The organism is Leisingera sp. SA215, assembly GCF_055902035.1.
The window spans coordinates 208,487-224,976 of sequence record NZ_JBVVXU010000006.1; the positions used below are offsets into that span (position 1 = coordinate 208,487).

Sequence of the window (16,490 nt, forward strand, 5' to 3'; positions counted from 1 at the left end):
GTTTAAAACTAGGGCGTTAGCTCCTATCTCCCTTCAGCGTCGCATGGAACCCGGATTCCAGCAAGATTTTTTTCTTGTCAATCTGCTCAGGCTGCGCACACTCGACCCCTACATGCATCAAGGTGAGACGCTGATGACTTTCCAGCCAGCCGCTTCAGCCCAATGACGGGTTTGCGCCCTGCCCGGGCGGCACTGCTTGCGGCGCTCGCAGTCCTGTGCGGCGGCGGGCTGGCGGTGTGCTCATTCGCCTCTGAAAACGCAACCGGACACAACGGAGAGATTTCAATGGCTTCAACCACCGCAGCAAATTTTGACGGCGCCTGGATTGTTCAAAAGGTCCAGGACGTCGATCTGGCGCAGTTCGAAGACCTGCGGTTTGATTTCGATGGCGGCACGCTTTACGGCTCCAGCCCCTGCAGAAGCTTCACCACAACTTTCGGGCCCGGCACGGAGACCATGATGTTTTCGCCGTTGCAGATCGGCGGCGGGCTGTGCGACGAAGCGACGATGATCGCCGAGCGGGATTTCCTGCAGCAGATCGGCCTGGTCAACCGGATCGAGCTGACCGGCGACGGCCAGCTGGTGATGTATAATTTCGATACGCCGCTGCTCTGGGCCAAACGGCTGGAGGCGTGACGGCCCGGGGTTTCGCTGCGAAACCCTGAAAACCGTTTTCACCGGCGCCTGAAATGAAAAACCCCGGCCACGCAGGACCGGGGTTTCGCAGCGAAACCGGACCCCGGCGCCGGTCCTATCCGCCCTGCGCCAGCAGGTGGCGGACATTGTCCATCACCGTGTCAACCAGTTCAGCCGTCACATCGCCGCCGGAGAACCGGATGGCATAGCCGCCCGGGCCGTATTCCCGTTCGATGGTGATGCCGCTGGCGACGCGGGTCTTTCCGGACCGCTCCACCTTTTGCGCGGTCTTGGGGCGGCCGCCGCGGCTGGGATCCTGCGGCGCGCCTTCGGTGTCCTCGATCACCGGCAGCAGGGCGTCCCATTCCTCGGCGGCCGAGCGCCCCTCTGCCCGCTCCAGCGCAGCCCGCAGCCGCTCAGCCCCGCCGCTCCGCAAAGCGGCGGCCAGACGCAGGCACTGGCGTTCATTGAGGCCGGTGGCATGGGACAGCATATCGCCCAGCTCTTCGTGGATCAGGGCAAACGAGCGGATCTTGGAGCGTTTGGCCTTGGAGGCATTCTGGAACAGCACCGCGACGGCTTCGTCCACCGTCGGGAACACACCGTCATGCACCGCCGAGGCCGCAGCCCTGCCCCGTTCGTACTGGCTGAGACCGGAGCGGATTTCGTTTTCCTCGATCATCGAGACCAGCGCATTTGCAAGGCTGCCGGGTTCGCGGACGAACGCCGGAATGGTCTGGAACCGCTCGCCGCCGCTGAGCGCCTTCAGGCGGCGCAGGGCTGTCAGGCGGCGGAAGCCGGAGACCAGCGCGTATCTGCCCGCGTCCTCGGGATTGAGCGGCACAAAGACCTCGACCGGCAGGCGCAGGCCATTGACCGAGATGGAGGTCATCAGCTCCTGCATCTCCTCCTCGTCCAGCACGATCCGGTCGCGGTTCAGGGCATCCGCAGTGATGTCTTCCAGCGGGATTTCCACCGCCACCAGCCCTTTGCTGGCCGCGTCGCGCAGGCGTTCGGCGTCTGCCTTGTCACGGGCTGCAGCCTCGCGGTCGGCCTGCGGCATCGGATCCGCGTGGCGGGCGGCATCGGCCACAACATCGGCAATCGGCGGCCGCAGGCCGGGGCTGCGCGACAGGTCGCGATCAATGCCTGCTTCGATCTCTTTCAATGCCTCGGGCGAGGGGGTCTCAAGCTGTCTGCGTCTGGCCATCTTCGCTCTCCTCAGTCTGTGCTTCTGCCTGCTGCATCTGCTGATCGCGCCACCAGCTGCCGATCAGCAGTTCCTTGAATTCCGCATAGGTGCGGTCAAACACCTCGCGGCCGCGGACGTAAGTATCGCGGTTGAAGTTGCGGTAGTCCGCCTCGTAGATGCCGGACACGCTTTCACCGGCCTGGCCGACCATGGCGGTGTAATCCTGCCGGTAAGCGTTCATCATGTCGCCGAAATAGGCCTGGATCACATTTGCCAGATCGGTCTGCTGGCTGGCGTCGAAGCGGGTGATCAGAGCCCGCACCACGTCCCATTCGAACTTCATCTCGGGCAGCCCGGCGCGGCGGCGGCCGGCGTTTTCACCGTCCTCGATCGAGGCGAAGGTGGAATAGAGCATGTCGAAGAACCGGCCGGTCGAGTCGAACTCGAGGAAGGACGCGCCAAGCGGCACCATCAGGATGTCGGCAGCCGCCAGCGCATTGATGGTCAGGTAGCCGAGGGCAGGCGGGGTATCCAGCAGCACGATGTCATAGTCATCGAGCGCGCCGCCCTGGTCCAGCGCGTTGGTGAGCGCGTCCCACAGCGCCCAGTTCCTGAGCCCCATCCGCCAGACCGGGATCTGGAACTCCGCCCAGTAGAGATTCAGCTGGGCGCCGATCAGATCGATGTTGGGCCAGTGGGTTTTCTGGACCACGTTTCGCAGCGAAACCTCCCGCGCTTCGGTCAGGGTCTCATCCAGCGGAATAGGGTCTGATCCGGAGGCGGCGCGGACCTTGTTTTCAGACTCTACCGCTTCGGCATAGTCTCTGGCGAGCAGCGGGAAGACGGTCTGCCATTCATCGGCGACCTGGCCGCCCATGATCGAGGTCATCGAGCCCTGGGAATCCAGATCGACCACCAGCACCTTGTAGCCGTCCAGCGCTGCCGACATCGCCAGATGGGCGGCGGTGGAGGTCTTGCCGACGCCGCCCTTGAAGTTGGCCACGGCCACGACTTTGGCGGGCAGGCCTTCGGGGCGGTAGGGGCGGTATTCCTTGGTGCTGATGCCTTCTTCGGCAAAATGATCGCGCAGCTTCAGCACGTCCTCCAGGGTGAACCAGCGCGAGCCGCTGGCGCCCTCGCCCTGGGGCAGGTCGGGGTGTTTGTTGAGGACCCGGCGCAGATGGGCGGGGGCGACCGGGATCAGGTAGCGGCAGACCTCCCATGTGGAGAAGCTGCGCAGGCGCTTGCGCCCGTCGGGGGCATAGCCGCGTTTGGCCAGGTCATCGCGGCCGCGGCCGGCGAAGGCGGCAGCCTTGGCGAATCTGGCGGTGTCGACCAGCTCGCCCAGCTTGGCGGCGGCCGCCTCGGGGTCGAGGTTGAAATAGGGGGGCAGGGGAGTTTCAGGTTTCTTTGCCATGTAACGGGTGCCTCGGGTATATCGCCTGTTTGGCGTGTTATCCCCGCATTTGTGGCACATCCCCGGGAGAGAGTGAATCATATTCTGGCAACGCATCTGTTTTCCGCTGCCGTCCGGTTTCCGCGGAATATATGACTCTTTTCCCCGTATTCATCATCGCACAAACAGGTTGAAATGTTGTGAATCTTTGATTCAGTTTAGAGTCTTTGTCCCTGATAAGCTGTTATATATCAGATACTTATATAGCTTTGGGGACCTGTATCCAGTATCAAAGGAACCCGTTTGCAGGAGCATTGGTACCCGTCTGCGGGAGCAAGGGTCCCGATTCGCAGGAAGACAGGCACCCGCGACTCGCAGGCGGTAAATCTGGCGGTTTCAGGCAGGATAATCGCCGGAAAACCGGGGAAACCAGCGCTGAATGGCGCCTGAAACCGGGATGATCCGGTAAAGGTACCCGTTTCCGGGACCGGGTTTCCCCGTAAATGGGTCCCCAAAGCAGGATTGAGCGCGGGTTCCTTTTAAGTCATAGTACCGCCAAGGCAGGCCCCGGAGAGTCGCAAAGACCGGCACGGGGGCAAGAGGGCAGGGCGATGGACGCAAAAGACATCCCGCATAACAAGCTGACAGGCCCGCTGCGCCGGGGGTCGGTGAAGAAGAATGTGGCGGCCATTCATGTGTCCGGCAAGCTGACGCTGCTGCAGCGCAAGCTGTCGAATGTGCTTTTGCTCAATGCCTATGACACGCTGATTTCAAAGCCCAAGCACCAGATCGATGCGCAGACGCTGTGCATGATGGTGGGCTATAACTCCAACGACATGGACACCCTGAAGCAATCGCTGCGCAGCCTGGCGGAGACGGTGGCGGAATGGGATATGCTGGATGAGCAGGGGCGGCAGGAATGGGGGGTCAGCTCGCTGCTGTCTTATGCCAAGCTGGCGGGCGGCGTGTGCGAATATGCCTATAGCCCGGCGCTGGCGGAGAAGCTGCATGATCCCAAGGTGTTTGCGCTGATCAACCTGAACATCCAGCGGCGGTTCACCAGCGGCCATGCGCTGGCGCTGTATGAGAACTGCTACCGCTTTGTGCGCACCGGCTCGACGGGCTGGTGGGATATCGCGCTGTTCCGGCGTCTGATGGGGGTGGATGGCAGCGCCTATTACGAAAGCTTCAAGCACCTGAATGCCAAGATCATCAAACCGGCGGTGGCGGAGGTGAACAGGACCTCGAACATCCTGCTGACGCCGGATTTCAAGAAGATGGGGCGGCAGGTGGCCGAGGTGCGGTTCCTGATCAAGGAGAACCCGCAGCTGGCAATGCTGGACATTGATGACGGGGCAGGGGTGCGGCAGGGGGCTGTTTACAGCCAGCTGATCGGGCTTGGCGTCAGCGACCGGCTGGCGCGGCAGTGGATTGCCGAGCACGGCGAGGACTACGTGGCCGAGAAGGTCGGTTATCTGAAGGGCAGGAAGGGCGTGGACAGCCCGGTGCGCTATCTGAGCGCGGCGCTGCGGGATGATTATAAGGATACGCCTGCGGAGACCGCGAAGGAGCTGCCGCCCGAGGTTGTGGCGGCGGCTGAGGCGCGCCGCGCGGCGGAAGCCGAGGCGGCCCGGCTGGCGGCAGCAGAGGATGCGGTCAAGGCGCGGGAGCGGTCGCTGAGGGCGCAGCGGCTGGAGCGGATCCGGGATCTGGCCGCCGGGCGTTCACCGACCCAGCGGGACGCGGACAAGCGGCTGTTCCTGAGCCGCCTGGAGACCGAGATCGACCGCGAGGAATTCCGCAACCGGGGCTGGGCTGCGGCGCTGCTGGCCGGTGAGATGGCAGAATTCTGGGAAGAGCTGATCCCCGGCGCGCTGGAGGATCTGGCAGGGTAGGGCGGGCCGCTTGCGGCAAGCGGCCCTGCAGGATCAAACGGTGTGCCGGGCACAGGCCCGAAAGAGCAGAGGGCGGAGGTGTTAAACCGCCGCCATTTCCAGTTTCTCGGCCCGCCGGAAGAAGATCAGATAGAACACCGGCGCGGCCACCAGGGTGAGCACGGTGGCAAAGGCCAGACCGCCCATGATGGTGATCGCCATCGACACAAAGAAGGCGTCGGTCAGGAGCGGCGCCATGCCAAGGATCGTGGTCACCGCCGCCAGCATCACCGGGCGCAGACGCGACACCGAGGCCTCGACGATGGCCTCGCGCAGGGGCAGGCCGGTTTCGCGCACCAGATCGATTTCCTCGACCAGCACAATGCCGTTCTTGATCAGCATGCCCGACAGGCTGAGCAGGCCCAGAAGCGCGGTGAAGGTGAAGGGGAAGCCGGTGCCCAGCAGCCCGATCACCACGCCGTTCACCGACATCGGCACCAGCAGCCAGATGATCACCGGCTGGCGGATCGCATTGAACAGCAGCACCGAGATCAGCACCATGATCAGCAGCGTCACCGGCAGCTGCTTGCCCAGCGACTCATTGGCATCGCCCGAGCTTTCATGCTCGCCGCCCCATTCCATCAGGTAGCCGGGCGGGATCTCCATCGCCTCGATGGTGTCCTGCACCTCGGCAAAGACGGTGGCGGCCGTCAGATCCGGCGGGATGTCGGCGCCGACGGTCAGGGTCGGCAGCCGGTCGCGGCGGTGCACCAGGGTGTTTTCCATCACCACATCAACGCCGTCGATCATCTGTTCCAGCGGCACGAACTTGCCGGCCGAAGCGGAAAACACCACCTGATCATAGATGTTGTAGGGCTCCTGCGGGGCCCGTCGCACAATGATCGGGATCAGCCGGTCGCGTTCGCGGAACACCCCCATCTGCAGCCCGTCGGTGGAAAACTGCAGCGCATCGGCGATGTTTTCGCGGGTGACTCCGGCGGTTTGCGCCCGGTCGCTGGCATAGACCGGCTTCAGCACCGGCTCCTGGTCGCGCCAGTCGTGGCGCGGGGTCAGGATATTGGCGGAGGCCGCCGCAAGCCGCTGTTCCGCCTCTGCGCCCAAGCGGCGCAGGACCTTGGGATCAGGGCCGGAGAAACGCACCTGGACCGGGTCGCCGCCGCCGGGGCCGAATACCAGCCGTTTGGTGCGGAATTCGCCCTCGGGGAACTGCGCCTGGCCAAAAGCCTCAAGCGCGGCCTGCAGCGGCGGGATCGCATCGAGGGTTGCGGTGCGGATGATCAGATGGCCGTAGCTGGGGTTCGGCTTTTCGGCCGAATAGGTCAGCATGAAGCGGGTGGCGCCCTGGCCGGCGAAGGACGCGACCGAGACCACGTCTTCGCGTTCGGCAAGCCAGTCCTCGAACACCTTCAGATGCCTGGAGGTTGTCTGGATCGAGGTGCCCTGCGGCAGCTTGTAGTGGACAAAGAACAGCGGCGTGTTGGAGTCCGGGAAGAACTGCTGTTTGACCTGGCCGAAGCCGATGAAGCAGATCACGGTGATGGCCGCCAGCCCGGCCACCACCAGCCAGCGCAGTTTCAGCGCCCATGCCAGGACCCTGCCATAGGTGCGGAACAGCAGGCCGCTGTAGGCATCCTTGCTGTCTTCGGTGCCCTGTTTGAAGAAATAATGGCCCAGCAGCGGCGTTGCGGTCAGCGCCAGCAGCCAGCTGAGCAGCAGCGAGATCGCGATGACGGCAAACAGCGAGAACAGGAATTCGCCCGCAGAATCCGGGCTGAGACCGATGCCCGCAAAGGCCATGATGCCGATCACCGTGGCGCCGAGCAGCGGGATCTGGGTTTTCGAGGCCGCGTCATATGCGGCTTCGCGCGAGGTCTTGCCGCGCAGCATGGAGATCTGCATCCCCTCGGCGACGACGATGGCATTGTCGACCAGCATTCCCATGGCGATGATCAGCGCGCCCAGCGAAATCCGCTCCATCTCGATTGAGAGCATGTTCATGAAGAACAGGGTGCCGACCACGGTCAGCAGCAGGGTGGAGCCGACCACCACGGCAGCGCGCCAGCCCATGAACAGGGCCAGAACCACCACCACAATGGTGACCGACATCGCCAGGTTGACCAGGAAGTCGTTGGACGCCTGCTCGACCACCACATGCTGCTGATAGATCGGTTTCAGGTCCACGCCATAGGGGATCCGGCTGTCCAAGGCGGCCAGTTTGGCGTCGACGTTCTGCCCCACTTCGACGATGTTTTCTGTGGCGAGGCCGGCGATCCCGAGGGTAAAGGCCTCAACCCCGTTGAAGCGGATCAGCAGGTCCGGGTCGCTGAGGCGGCCGCGGTGGACGTCGGCCATGTCGATCACATTGACCACGTCGCCCTGCGAGCCGATGGAGAGGCCGGCGATGGCAGTGACCGAGTCCGAGCCTTCCGGGGTGCTGAGGCGGGTGTCGGCGGGGCCGGCCTCAAGACTGCCGGCCGGACGGACCGAGTTGGCATTGGCCAACGCGCTGCCGATGGCGTCGATCGGGATGTTCTGATTGACCGCAACCGCCATCTTGGGTTCGACAAAGACGGCCTCGGGCGGCAGCCCGGTGATTTCGACATCGGCCACCCCGTCGACGGTCAGCAGCTCGCGCCGCAGGTAGCTGGCCAGTTCGTGTTTCTCGGCGTCGCTGTAGCCCTCGGCGGTGACCGCGTAGAACAGGCCGAACACATCGCCGAAGCCGTCATTGATATAGGGCGGGCTGACGCCGTCGGGCAGGGCGCGGGCCGCATCGCGAACCTCGGCGCGCAGTTTGGTCCAGATCGCGGGCAGCTCGGTGCCGTCGTAGGTGTCCTGCATCTCCACTTCGATCAGCGAAGAGCCGGGCCGGTTCACCGAGGTGATCAGCTTGACCTCGCCCATCTTCTGGATCGCCGATTCCAGCGGTTCCGAGACTTCCAGCGCCACCTGGGCGCTGCTGGCGCCGGGATACTGGGTCGCGATGACCGCGGATTTGATGGTGAAGGCCGGGTCTTCCAGGCGGCCCAGGTTCAAAAAGCCCCAGATCCCGCCAAGCAATGCCGCCAGCATGATGAGCCAGGTGTAGAGCGGCCGGTTGATCGACCCGCGTGCAATGTCCATCAGGCCGCCCTCAGTTGCCGAAACCGGTGAAGCGGCTGACCCGCTGGCCGTCTTTCAGCGCAGCGCCGCCGGTCAGCACGATCTCCTCGCCGCCCGTGAGGCCCTCGGCAATCCGGAAGTCGCCGTTCTGGGTCGCCTCGGCTTTGACGCGGGTCCAGGTGACGGTGCCGTCGTCGGCGCCTGCGGGGGCAAAGAGCATCACCCCGGTGCTGCCATCAGGGGCGGCGACCAGCGCGGTGCCGGGCACCCGGATCGCCGCATCGCCGGTGTCAACGCGCACATGTACCGTGGCCGAGGCGCCGGGCAGAATCTGGCGGTCGCCGGGCGGGGGCAGGCGGAAGGTCACCCGGTAGGTCTGGCCGACGCTGCGGGCCTCGGCGTCGTATTCCAGGATTTCGAGCGGGTAGTCGGTATCCCGGCCGGGAAAATTCGCAACCATCGTCAGCATATCGTTATGATCGGCCTTCTGGAACAGAACCTCGGGCACATCCACCTTGATGTGCAGTTCGGACATGTCGTGCAGCCGCACAATCGGGGTGCCGCCGCTGACGGTGGTGAACTGTTCCACCTCGCGGCTGGAGACCAGCGCATCAAAGGGCGCATTCAGGGTTGCATGGCCAAGCGCATATTCGGCGTCCCGCAGGGCGACACGGGCCAGGCCGGCCTCGGTCTCGGCGTCGTCGATCGAGACCTGGCTGACGGTGCCGCGCAGCTTTTCCAGCCGCACCACGGTGCGGTCGGCCTGTTCCTTGCGCAGCCGCGCCTGTTCCAGCTGCAGCTCGAACGGCTCCAGGTCCAGTTCGGCAATCAGCCCGCCCTGCGCAACAGAACCGCCTTCGGTCACCGGGAATTTGAGGATCTGCCCGCCGACCTGGAACGCCAGATCAACCGTCTGTTTGGCCGCGACCTTGCCGAAGAACTGCCGCTCCAGCATCAGCGAGTCCGATGACGCCTGCAGCAGTTTCACGGGTTTCAGCGGCTGCTGGGCCGCGGCGGCTGCGGCAAGGACGGCAACACCGCCCGCAACGGCAAGGGTTTTGCACCAACGCATTCCTGTCACTCCTTCCGGGCGGTTTTGCCGCCTGCCCGCATTGTTGTTTCGTGCGCTTTCACGTCCGGTTGCGCAAACCGCCCGCAAACCAGCCAATAGGCCAGCCGGCCGGGGAATTTGCGCTCTATAGCCCGGTTGCGGGAACTTTCTTGTGAACGAGGTCACAATGCAACGGGTTCCCCAAGGGCATGCGGGGGCCGGGCAACAGCACAGGCGGCGGCTTTCTGGTCTGCGTCCCGGAGATGAGCCTGCAGACCCTGGTGCAGCAAATGACTGGAGGGGTGAAACCCGCCGTCCATCGGCATTACCATCTACGGGGTGGTCTCGGGCACTTCGAGAGCGCAGCTGTTCAGCTTGGACCTTGCCGGCGCCGATGGGCACGAGGATAATGCAACCTGCCGGCCTTTAGGCAGATGCGGTCCTCACAGATTCACGAGGCAGTGAGGGACTCGCCGGTATCCAGAACCGGTGCTGCATCAATGTCCTCTGCATCCAGCATCGAGGCCACGCGCTCAAGCGCCGCAATCAGTGCCGCCTGCTCCCAGTCCTCCATCGCAGCAAATTTGCGCACAAATCTCTGCTGCAGCGGATCGGGCGCATCGGCAAGTGCCCGGCGCCCCTTTTCGGTGACAAGGATATTGGTCTGGCGGCGGTCAGTCAGCGACTTTTCCCGCACCACCATTCCCTTGCGAACCAGCTTGTCGACCAGCGAGGTCACCGTTGCCTGCGAGATCCGCATCTGCTGCGCGATTGCCTTGGCGGTGCAGTGCGGGCTGGCGGCGACGATCTGAAGCACCCGGAACTGCGCGGCTGTCAGCTCGACCGATTGCGCCAGTTCCCGGCTGAACAGGTCGGTCGCACGCAGAATCCGGCGCAGGGCGATCAGGCTTGAGTCAATGCGGTCCATATCCCGGTTCTGGCAGAGCGCAGCGGGACAATCAAGGCACACACATTGTAATTTAATTTGATAAGCGAAGCATAAAACCCTGCGATGCCGCGCTGAAACGCGTTGAAATGATGGAAATTTGCCACATTGTCGCAGGAATTCTCTGAAGGCTTGAAATAATTATCACCTCGATATACTTAGCTTGCCAAAGCAATAATGGAGACGCTAGGACAGATGCGACATGCATTAGAGTTATTCCGGAAGGCAGCCCCCGCGCTGCGTGAGCCCAAGGCAGACGACGGCCCCGAAATCTGGGAGCTGGTGCGGGCCTGCAAACCGCTCGACGAGAACTCAATGTATTGCAATCTGATCCAGTGCGACCACTTCCGCGATACCTGCGTTGTGGCAGAGATCGGCGGCGAAATTGCCGGCTGGGTTTCCGCCTATGTACTGCCCGAGGATCCGGAAACGCTGTTTGTCTGGCAGGTGGCGGTGTCAGAAAAAGCCCGTGGGACCGGTCTGGGCTCGCTGATGCTGAGCGGCCTGCTGCGCCGCAAGGCCTGCGAGAAAATCAAACGTCTGCAGACAACCATCACGCAGGAAAACAGGGCCTCCTGGGCTTTGTTCCACAAATTCGCAGCCAATCGGAGCGCGCCGCTGAACAGTCAGCCCTATTTTACCCAGGGCCAGCACTTCCGCGATCGCCAGAGCACCGAACACATGGTCACGATCGATTTCTCCCAGGCGCCCAGCTGGGCAGCTTGAGACCGGCCGATCCCATGTGGCGCACGCCCGTTCTGATCTGCACACTGCCAAAAGGACACACTATGCCGACTGACATGTCAGCCAAAATCTCTATTTTCAAACGCCGCGAATCCGAGGCGCGCAGCTATTGCCGCAGCTTCGACACGGTTTTCACCCAGGCCACGGGGTCGCAACTGACTGACAGCAAGGGCCGCAGCTATATCGACTTTCTGGCCGGCTGCTCGTCGCTGAACTACGGTCACAATGACCCGGACATGAAGGCGGCGCTGCTCGACCACATTTCCTCGGACGGGCTGGCGCACGGGCTGGATTTCCACACCAGCGCCAAGGCTGATTTTCTGGATGCCTTCGACCAGCACATCCTGCGGCCGCGCAATTTGGACCACAAGGTCATGTTCACCGGCCCCACCGGCGCCAATGCGGTTGAGGCGGCCCTGAAGCTGGCCCGCAAGGTGACCGGCCGCAGCAACGTGATCGCTTTCACCAACGGGTTTCACGGCGTCACCATGGGCGCATTGGCGGCCACCGGCAACAGCTACCACCGCGGCGGCGCCGGCACTCCGCTGAGCGGCGTCACCCGGATGCCCTATGACGGTTATTTCGGCGCGGACACTGATACCGCCGCCTATCTGGAGACGATGCTGGAAGACGGCTCAAGCGGTGTCGACGCCCCGGCGGCGATCCTGTTGGAAACCGTGCAGGGCGAAGGCGGCCTGAACGCTGCCAGCCCGGAATGGGTGCAGCGCATCGCTGCCCTGGCCAAAGCGCACGGCGCCCTGCTGATCATCGACGACATCCAGGCCGGCTGCGGCCGCACCGGCGGCTTTTTCTCCTTTGAAGACATGGGGGTCACCCCGGACATCGTGACGCTGGCAAAATCGGTATCGGGTTTCGGCCTGCCGATGGCGCTGATGCTGGCCCGCCCGCAGCACGATATCTTCGGCCCGGCAGAGCACAACGGCACCTTTCGCGGCAACACCCACGCCTTTATCACCGCCAGCGTGGCAATCCGCAAATTCTGGGCGGACGCCGGCTTTCAGCAGAGCGTCGCTGCAAAGGCGCTGCTGCTGACCTCGGCGCTGCAGGAAATGTCCGGGCTGATCCCCGGGTCCAGGCTTAAAGGCCGCGGCATGATGCAGGGGCTTGATGTCGGGTCCGGCGACCTTGCCGCCAGCATTTGCGCCCGTGCATTCGAGAACGGCCTGATCATCGAAACCTCGGGCAACAAGGATCAGGTGGTCAAGGTTCTGGCCCCGCTGACCACGCCTGAGGAGATCTTTGTGAAAGGTCTGAACACCCTGCGCAGCGCCATCCGCGGTGTGACCGATTCAAGCAAATTTGCAGCGGAGTAAGACATGATTGTTCGCGACTATAACGACATTATCAAAAGCGACCGCAACCGCGTTGTATCTGACGCCAAATGGTCTTCGGTCCGGATGCTGCTGGCCGAGGACGGGATGGGGTTCTCCTTCCACATCACCTTCCTCGAAGCCGGGTCCGAACACACGTTCGAATACAAGAACCACTTTGAGAGCGTCTATTGCATGCAGGGTTCAGGCTCGATCACCGATCTGGCCACCGGCGAGACGCATCTGATCCGGCCCGGCGTCATGTATGCGCTGGACCAGCATGACCGCCACACCCTGCGGGCCGAGGAAGAGCTGGTCATGGCTTGCGTGTTCAACCCGCCGGTGACCGGCAGCGAAGTGCATCGCGAAGACGGCTCCTACGCGCTGGAAACCACCTGAAGAGGCCCCGGCTGCGGCCGGGTGAAGCATTTTGAATTTCCCTGACCATACCGTCGAGAAAATCGGCGGCACCTCGATGAGCCGTATCCGCGAGCTGCGCGATACGCTCATCATCGGCGGCCGCACCGGTGCCTCGCTCTATCACCGCATCTTTGTGGTTTCCGCCTTTGGCGGCATCACCAACCTGCTGCTGGAGCACAAGAAGAGCGGCGAACCCGGTGTCTACGCGCTGTTTGCCAATGATGACAACGACCACGGCTGGCTTGATGCGCTGACCCGCGTTGCCGGCGCCATGTCCGAAGCCCATAACGGGGTGCTGGACAATCCGGCGGACCGCGCCCGGGCAGAGGATTTCGTGCGCGACCGCATCGAAGGCGCCCGCAGCTGCCTGTTCGACCTGCAGCGCCTGTGTTCCTACGGCCATTTCCGCCTGTCGAGCCAGATGATGCTGGTGCGCGAGCTGCTGTCCGGCCTGGGCGAGGCGCATTCTGCCTTTGTCACCGCACTGATGCTGCAGCGCGCAGGCGTAAACGCCAGTTTCGTGGACCTCAGCGGCTGGCGGGACGAAAGCGAATGCTCGCTGGAGGAGCGGATTGCCAACGGGCTGCGCGATCTTGATCTGGCCTCGGAATTGCCCATCGTCACCGGCTATGCCCAATGCCGCGAGGGTTTGATGCGTGAATATGACCGTGGCTATTCCGAGGTCACCTTTTCCAGCATCGCCGCCTTTACCAAGGCGAAAGAGGCGATCATCCATAAGGAATTCCACCTGTCTTCCGCCGATCCGGCGCTGGTAGGCACTGCAGCCGTGCGCAAGCTGGGCCACACGAACTATGATGTGGCCGATCAGCTGTCGAACATGGGGATGGAGGCCATCCACCCGAATGCCGCCAAGATCCTGCGGCAGTCGGATGTGGCCCTGCGCGTGACCAATGCCTTTGAACCTTCGGATCCCGGCACCCTCATTGACAGCCAGCCAGCCAAAGTTCCTGCGGTCGAAATCGTGACAAGCCTTGATGCTGTTGCGCTGGAACTGTTCGAACAGGATATGGTCGGTGTCAAAGGTTATGATGCCGCCGTGCTTGAGGCCCTGCGCCGGCACAGTGTCCGGATCATCTCCAAAAGTTCAAACGCCAATACCATCACCCACTATGTTGAGGCGTCTCTGAAAGCAGTGCGCCGGGTGACGAGCGATCTGGAGCGCGTCTATCCCTCCGCCCAGGTCAGTGCGCGATCGTTGTCGATTGTCTCGGCGATCGGACGCGACCTGTCCGGGGTGCAGGCGCTTGGCCGCGGGCTTGCAGCCTTTGACAAGGCTGGTGTCGAGGTGATTGCCGCGCATCAGACGCCGCGCAATGTTGATGTGCAGTTTGCGGTGCCGCGGAGATCGGCAGAAACAGCGGTTGCGGTTTTGCATAGGGCGCTGATTCCGGAGACCGGCCAGGAACTGAGGTCAAAAGCGGCGTGAGCCCGGGGCCGGGTTCACGCCGCGCGGTTGCTTTGGCCATGAGGGCAAACGGGAAGGGCGGCCATGTGGTATCCTGATCCCGAAACGCTGCACGCCCCGTTGCACGCCAGCCTTGCCGGCGCCATTGAACAGGCCATTCTGACTGAAGAGCTCGCCGCCGGCGCCCGCCTGCCGCCGCATCGCGGAATGGCAGGCCGGCTTGGGCTGAGCGTTCACACGGTGAGCAAAGCCTATCAGAGCTTGCGCAAACGGAACCTGATTGACGGGCAGATAGGCCGGGGCAGCTATGTTTGCGGCCCGGCGCCGCAAGACCCCCCGCAAGAGCCCGGACCCGGGGACGGGTTTGATTTCTCCAACTCCCACCCTGTCCGCAGCCAGCAGCACAGCAGGCGGTTCCAGCTTTCCTTGCAGGCGCTGGCGGCGGAACTGGATCCCTCGGCGCTGCAGGTGTGCAAGTCGGTCGCCGGCACCGGTGCCGACAGAACCGCAGGCGCGCGGTGGCTGGCAGCCTGCGGTTTTGCAGCGGCTCCGGATCAGGTTATTCTGACGAATGGCGGCAGTCACGGGTTCACTGTTGCGCTCTCGGCACTGACCCGCCCTGGCGATACTGTCCTGTCTGACAGCATCACGGATAATCTGCTTGTGTCCGGCTGCGCCTATCTGGGGTTAAAGCACGTGGGCCTGCAAGCGGATCCGCATGGCATTCTGCCGGATGCCCTGACGGAAGCCTGCCGGACCTCCGGCGCCAAAGTCCTGTGTTTGCTTCCGTCGCTGGCAAATCCGGTTCCGGTGATGATGCCCGAGGGCCGGCGCAGGGCGCTGGCCCGGATTGCGCAAGAGAATGACCTGTACATCATAGAGCATGACCCGCTTGGCCCCGTGGCTGGGGATCGCCCGCCGCCAGTCTCCGCACTGCTGCCGGAGCGGTCCCTTTATATGACCGCCCTCAGCACTTGCCTGATGCCCGGGCTTCAGGCCGGATATATGGCCGGACCGTCCCATCTGCTTCCTTCGCTGAAGGGCCGCCTGCTGAGTTTCGGAGGAGCGGCAATGCCTTTGATGCGGGCGCTGGCCAGCCGCTGGGTGCTGGACGGCACGGCGCTGGAGCTTGCAGACTGGCAGCGGGCAGCGTTGAAAAGCCGTCACCGCATCGCCTGCCGGGTGCTGCATGGGGTCCCCTGGACAGGGCATCCTTCTGCAATGCATCTTTGGCTGCCGCTGCCTGAGGGGTGGAGCGCTGCCGGTTTTTCGCAATATGCGCGCCAGATGCAAATCGCCGTTATGCCTGACATGCCATTCCTCGCCCCGGGAACATGCTCGGCGGGCGGATTGCGCATTTCCTTGGGCGCGGTTCAGGCGGAAGGCCGGTTCCGCAAGGGCTTGGAGCAGATCGCGGCCCTCTTAAAGCTGCAGCCGCACAGCTTGCCCCACCTCGCATTTTAACGGCCGCACTTCGGCGGGCGCCTTTCCGGGAGCAGCAGCTTGCAGCGCCCGCCGCCTGGCCGCCGCGGCGACAGTCAGCAGGCCTTGCGCGAACGGTGCCCCTGCTGCGGCGGCCCGATGGGGACACGGCTGAATTTCTTGCCGCAAGCGAAGGGGCCAGCCGGTCTGTCCGGGAAACGGCCGGTTCCAGCGAATGACGCCTGCGCAAACCTGCGGTGAAGCGATCAGCCGGGGATCTTTGTAAGGCTCTTTGACGGTCCTCCCAGACTTGCCCGCACCCGGCCGGTGCCGGCTTTTTGTTTAGCCCGGTCACTGAACGTCCCCAATGGCGGAGCGGTTCAGGCCTTCGCCGAAGCGGATAGGCTCGCCCACGGCCTGTCCGACGTGAGCGAAACCCCCGCTATGCTCCAGGTGGGCCCGTTATGCTCCAGGTGGGCCCGTTATGCTCCAGGTGGGAATGTCCGCTCCGGCGGCTCTGGCATGTTGTGTCTTTGCCGCGTTGGGCTTTGGCGGCCTTTCCGGGCGTGTTGTTGCGGGGAAAGACGCGGGGCGACTCGTTTTTCGGGGGTGATTTGCTGTGATTCCGGAGGTGGCCTGTGGATAAGGCGGGGTGGTCTGTGGGTAAATCCGCCGGATCCCGGGGCGGCGGGGTCCGGGGCGGGGTTTGGAGCGGGGTGCGGCGGTTCTGATGGCGGGAGGCGGGGCAGGGGGCGCGAGTTTATTCCGGCGTAAGTTATTGATTTTGCAGTGATTGTGGTTTTTCACGGCAGAAAGTTTTGTTTTTTGCGATTTTGGGCTTGCGGGTTTGGGGGGTGAACCGTAAAAGCCCCCTCACCGGCGGCGCTGAGGCGCAGCGGGACACACCGGACGGGGCGGCGGCGACGCAG

12 protein-coding genes are annotated in these 16,490 nt (G+C 63.5%); 7 read left to right on the plus strand and 5 right to left on the minus strand.

The window, feature by feature from the left end; translation table 11 throughout:
• The first annotated feature begins 285 nt into the window (after window positions 1-285).
• Entirely contained in the window at window positions 286-636 is a 351-nt protein-coding gene (locus AC0KW6_RS09205) for an META domain-containing protein (protein WP_323776633.1), read from the plus strand.
• A gap of 115 nt (window positions 637-751) precedes the next feature.
• On the opposite strand, the gene AC0KW6_RS09210 is transcribed toward AC0KW6_RS09205, so the two are convergent.
• Both AC0KW6_RS09210 and AC0KW6_RS09215 read right to left on the minus strand, forming a co-directional pair.
• Entirely contained in the window at window positions 752-1,846 is a 1,095-nt protein-coding gene (locus tag AC0KW6_RS09210; protein WP_323776635.1) for a ParB/RepB/Spo0J family partition protein, read from the minus strand.
• Window positions 1,824-3,245 carry an AAA family ATPase gene (locus tag AC0KW6_RS09215; RefSeq protein ID WP_024091497.1) on the minus strand — a complete coding sequence of 474 codons (1,422 nt, stop codon included), beginning with the start codon at window positions 3,243-3,245 and terminating at the stop codon, window positions 1,824-1,826. Before AC0KW6_RS09215 ends, AC0KW6_RS09210 begins: the two co-directional genes overlap by 23 nt.
• Window positions 3,246-3,835: 590 nt before the next feature.
• Between AC0KW6_RS09215 and AC0KW6_RS09220 the strand changes: the two genes are divergently transcribed.
• Window positions 3,836-5,119, plus strand: a complete 1,284-nt coding sequence (locus AC0KW6_RS09220; protein WP_323776639.1) for a replication initiation protein — start codon at window positions 3,836-3,838, stop codon at window positions 5,117-5,119.
• A gap of 81 nt (window positions 5,120-5,200) precedes the next feature.
• Here AC0KW6_RS09220 and AC0KW6_RS09225 read toward each other — a convergent pair whose 3' ends face one another.
• From AC0KW6_RS09225 to AC0KW6_RS09235, 3 genes are all read right to left on the minus strand, one after another.
• Entirely contained in the window at window positions 5,201-8,242 is a 3,042-nt protein-coding gene (locus AC0KW6_RS09225) for an efflux RND transporter permease subunit (protein ID WP_474034750.1), read from the minus strand.
• A 10-nt stretch (window positions 8,243-8,252) separates the two neighbouring features.
• On the minus strand, window positions 8,253-9,293 hold the full coding sequence (locus AC0KW6_RS09230) for an efflux RND transporter periplasmic adaptor subunit (protein WP_323776644.1): 1,041 nt from the start codon (window positions 9,291-9,293) through the stop codon (window positions 8,253-8,255).
• A gap of 430 nt (window positions 9,294-9,723) precedes the next feature.
• Window positions 9,724-10,200 (minus strand): MarR family winged helix-turn-helix transcriptional regulator, encoded by a 477-nt coding sequence (locus tag AC0KW6_RS09235; protein WP_323776645.1) that lies wholly within the window; start codon window positions 10,198-10,200, stop codon window positions 9,724-9,726.
• A 213-nt stretch (window positions 10,201-10,413) separates the two neighbouring features.
• Between AC0KW6_RS09235 and ectA the strand changes: the two genes are divergently transcribed.
• From ectA to ehuR, 5 genes are all read left to right on the plus strand, one after another.
• On the plus strand, window positions 10,414-10,944 hold the full coding sequence (gene ectA, locus AC0KW6_RS09240; RefSeq protein ID WP_323776646.1) for a diaminobutyrate acetyltransferase: 531 nt from the start codon (window positions 10,414-10,416) through the stop codon (window positions 10,942-10,944).
• A 62-nt stretch (window positions 10,945-11,006) separates the two neighbouring features.
• Complete coding sequence (gene ectB / locus AC0KW6_RS09245; protein WP_323776647.1) at window positions 11,007-12,296, plus strand: diaminobutyrate--2-oxoglutarate transaminase; 1,290 nt, start codon at window positions 11,007-11,009, stop codon at window positions 12,294-12,296.
• A 3-nt stretch (window positions 12,297-12,299) separates the two neighbouring features.
• Window positions 12,300-12,692, plus strand: a complete 393-nt coding sequence (locus AC0KW6_RS09250; protein WP_323776649.1) for an ectoine synthase — start codon at window positions 12,300-12,302, stop codon at window positions 12,690-12,692.
• Between the two features lie 31 nt (window positions 12,693-12,723).
• Window positions 12,724-14,160 carry an aspartate kinase gene (locus AC0KW6_RS09255; protein WP_323776651.1) on the plus strand — a complete coding sequence of 479 codons (1,437 nt, stop codon included), beginning with the start codon at window positions 12,724-12,726 and terminating at the stop codon, window positions 14,158-14,160.
• Window positions 14,161-14,223: 63 nt separating this feature from the next.
• Entirely contained in the window at window positions 14,224-15,603 is a 1,380-nt protein-coding gene (gene ehuR, locus AC0KW6_RS09260) for a MocR-like ectoine utilization transcription factor EhuR (protein ID WP_474034751.1), read from the plus strand.
• Window positions 15,604-16,490: the final 887 nt, after the last annotated feature.

Excerpts from the sequence above, each read along its gene's own strand:
- ectB (WP_323776647.1), top strand. The coding sequence starts at position 11,007 with ATGCCGACTGACATGTCAGCCAAAATCTCTATTTTCAAACGCCGCGAA.
- ehuR (WP_474034751.1), top strand. The coding sequence starts at position 14,224 with ATGTGGTATCCTGATCCCGAAACGCTGCACGCCCCGTTGCACGCCAGC.
- ectA (WP_323776646.1), top strand. The coding sequence starts at position 10,414 with ATGCGACATGCATTAGAGTTATTCCGGAAGGCAGCCCCCGCGCTGCGT.
- AC0KW6_RS09235 (WP_323776645.1), bottom strand. The coding sequence starts at position 10,200 with ATGGACCGCATTGACTCAAGCCTGATCGCCCTGCGCCGGATTCTGCGT.
- AC0KW6_RS09215 (WP_024091497.1), bottom strand. The coding sequence starts at position 3,245 with ATGGCAAAGAAACCTGAAACTCCCCTGCCCCCCTATTTCAACCTCGAC.
- AC0KW6_RS09225 (WP_474034750.1), bottom strand. The coding sequence starts at position 8,242 with ATGGACATTGCACGCGGGTCGATCAACCGGCCGCTCTACACCTGGCTC.
- AC0KW6_RS09230 (WP_323776644.1), bottom strand. The coding sequence starts at position 9,293 with ATGCGTTGGTGCAAAACCCTTGCCGTTGCGGGCGGTGTTGCCGTCCTT.
- AC0KW6_RS09210 (WP_323776635.1), bottom strand. The coding sequence starts at position 1,846 with ATGGCCAGACGCAGACAGCTTGAGACCCCCTCGCCCGAGGCATTGAAA.
- AC0KW6_RS09205 (WP_323776633.1), top strand. The coding sequence starts at position 286 with ATGGCTTCAACCACCGCAGCAAATTTTGACGGCGCCTGGATTGTTCAA.
- AC0KW6_RS09250 (WP_323776649.1), top strand. The coding sequence starts at position 12,300 with ATGATTGTTCGCGACTATAACGACATTATCAAAAGCGACCGCAACCGC.
- AC0KW6_RS09220 (WP_323776639.1), top strand. The coding sequence starts at position 3,836 with ATGGACGCAAAAGACATCCCGCATAACAAGCTGACAGGCCCGCTGCGC.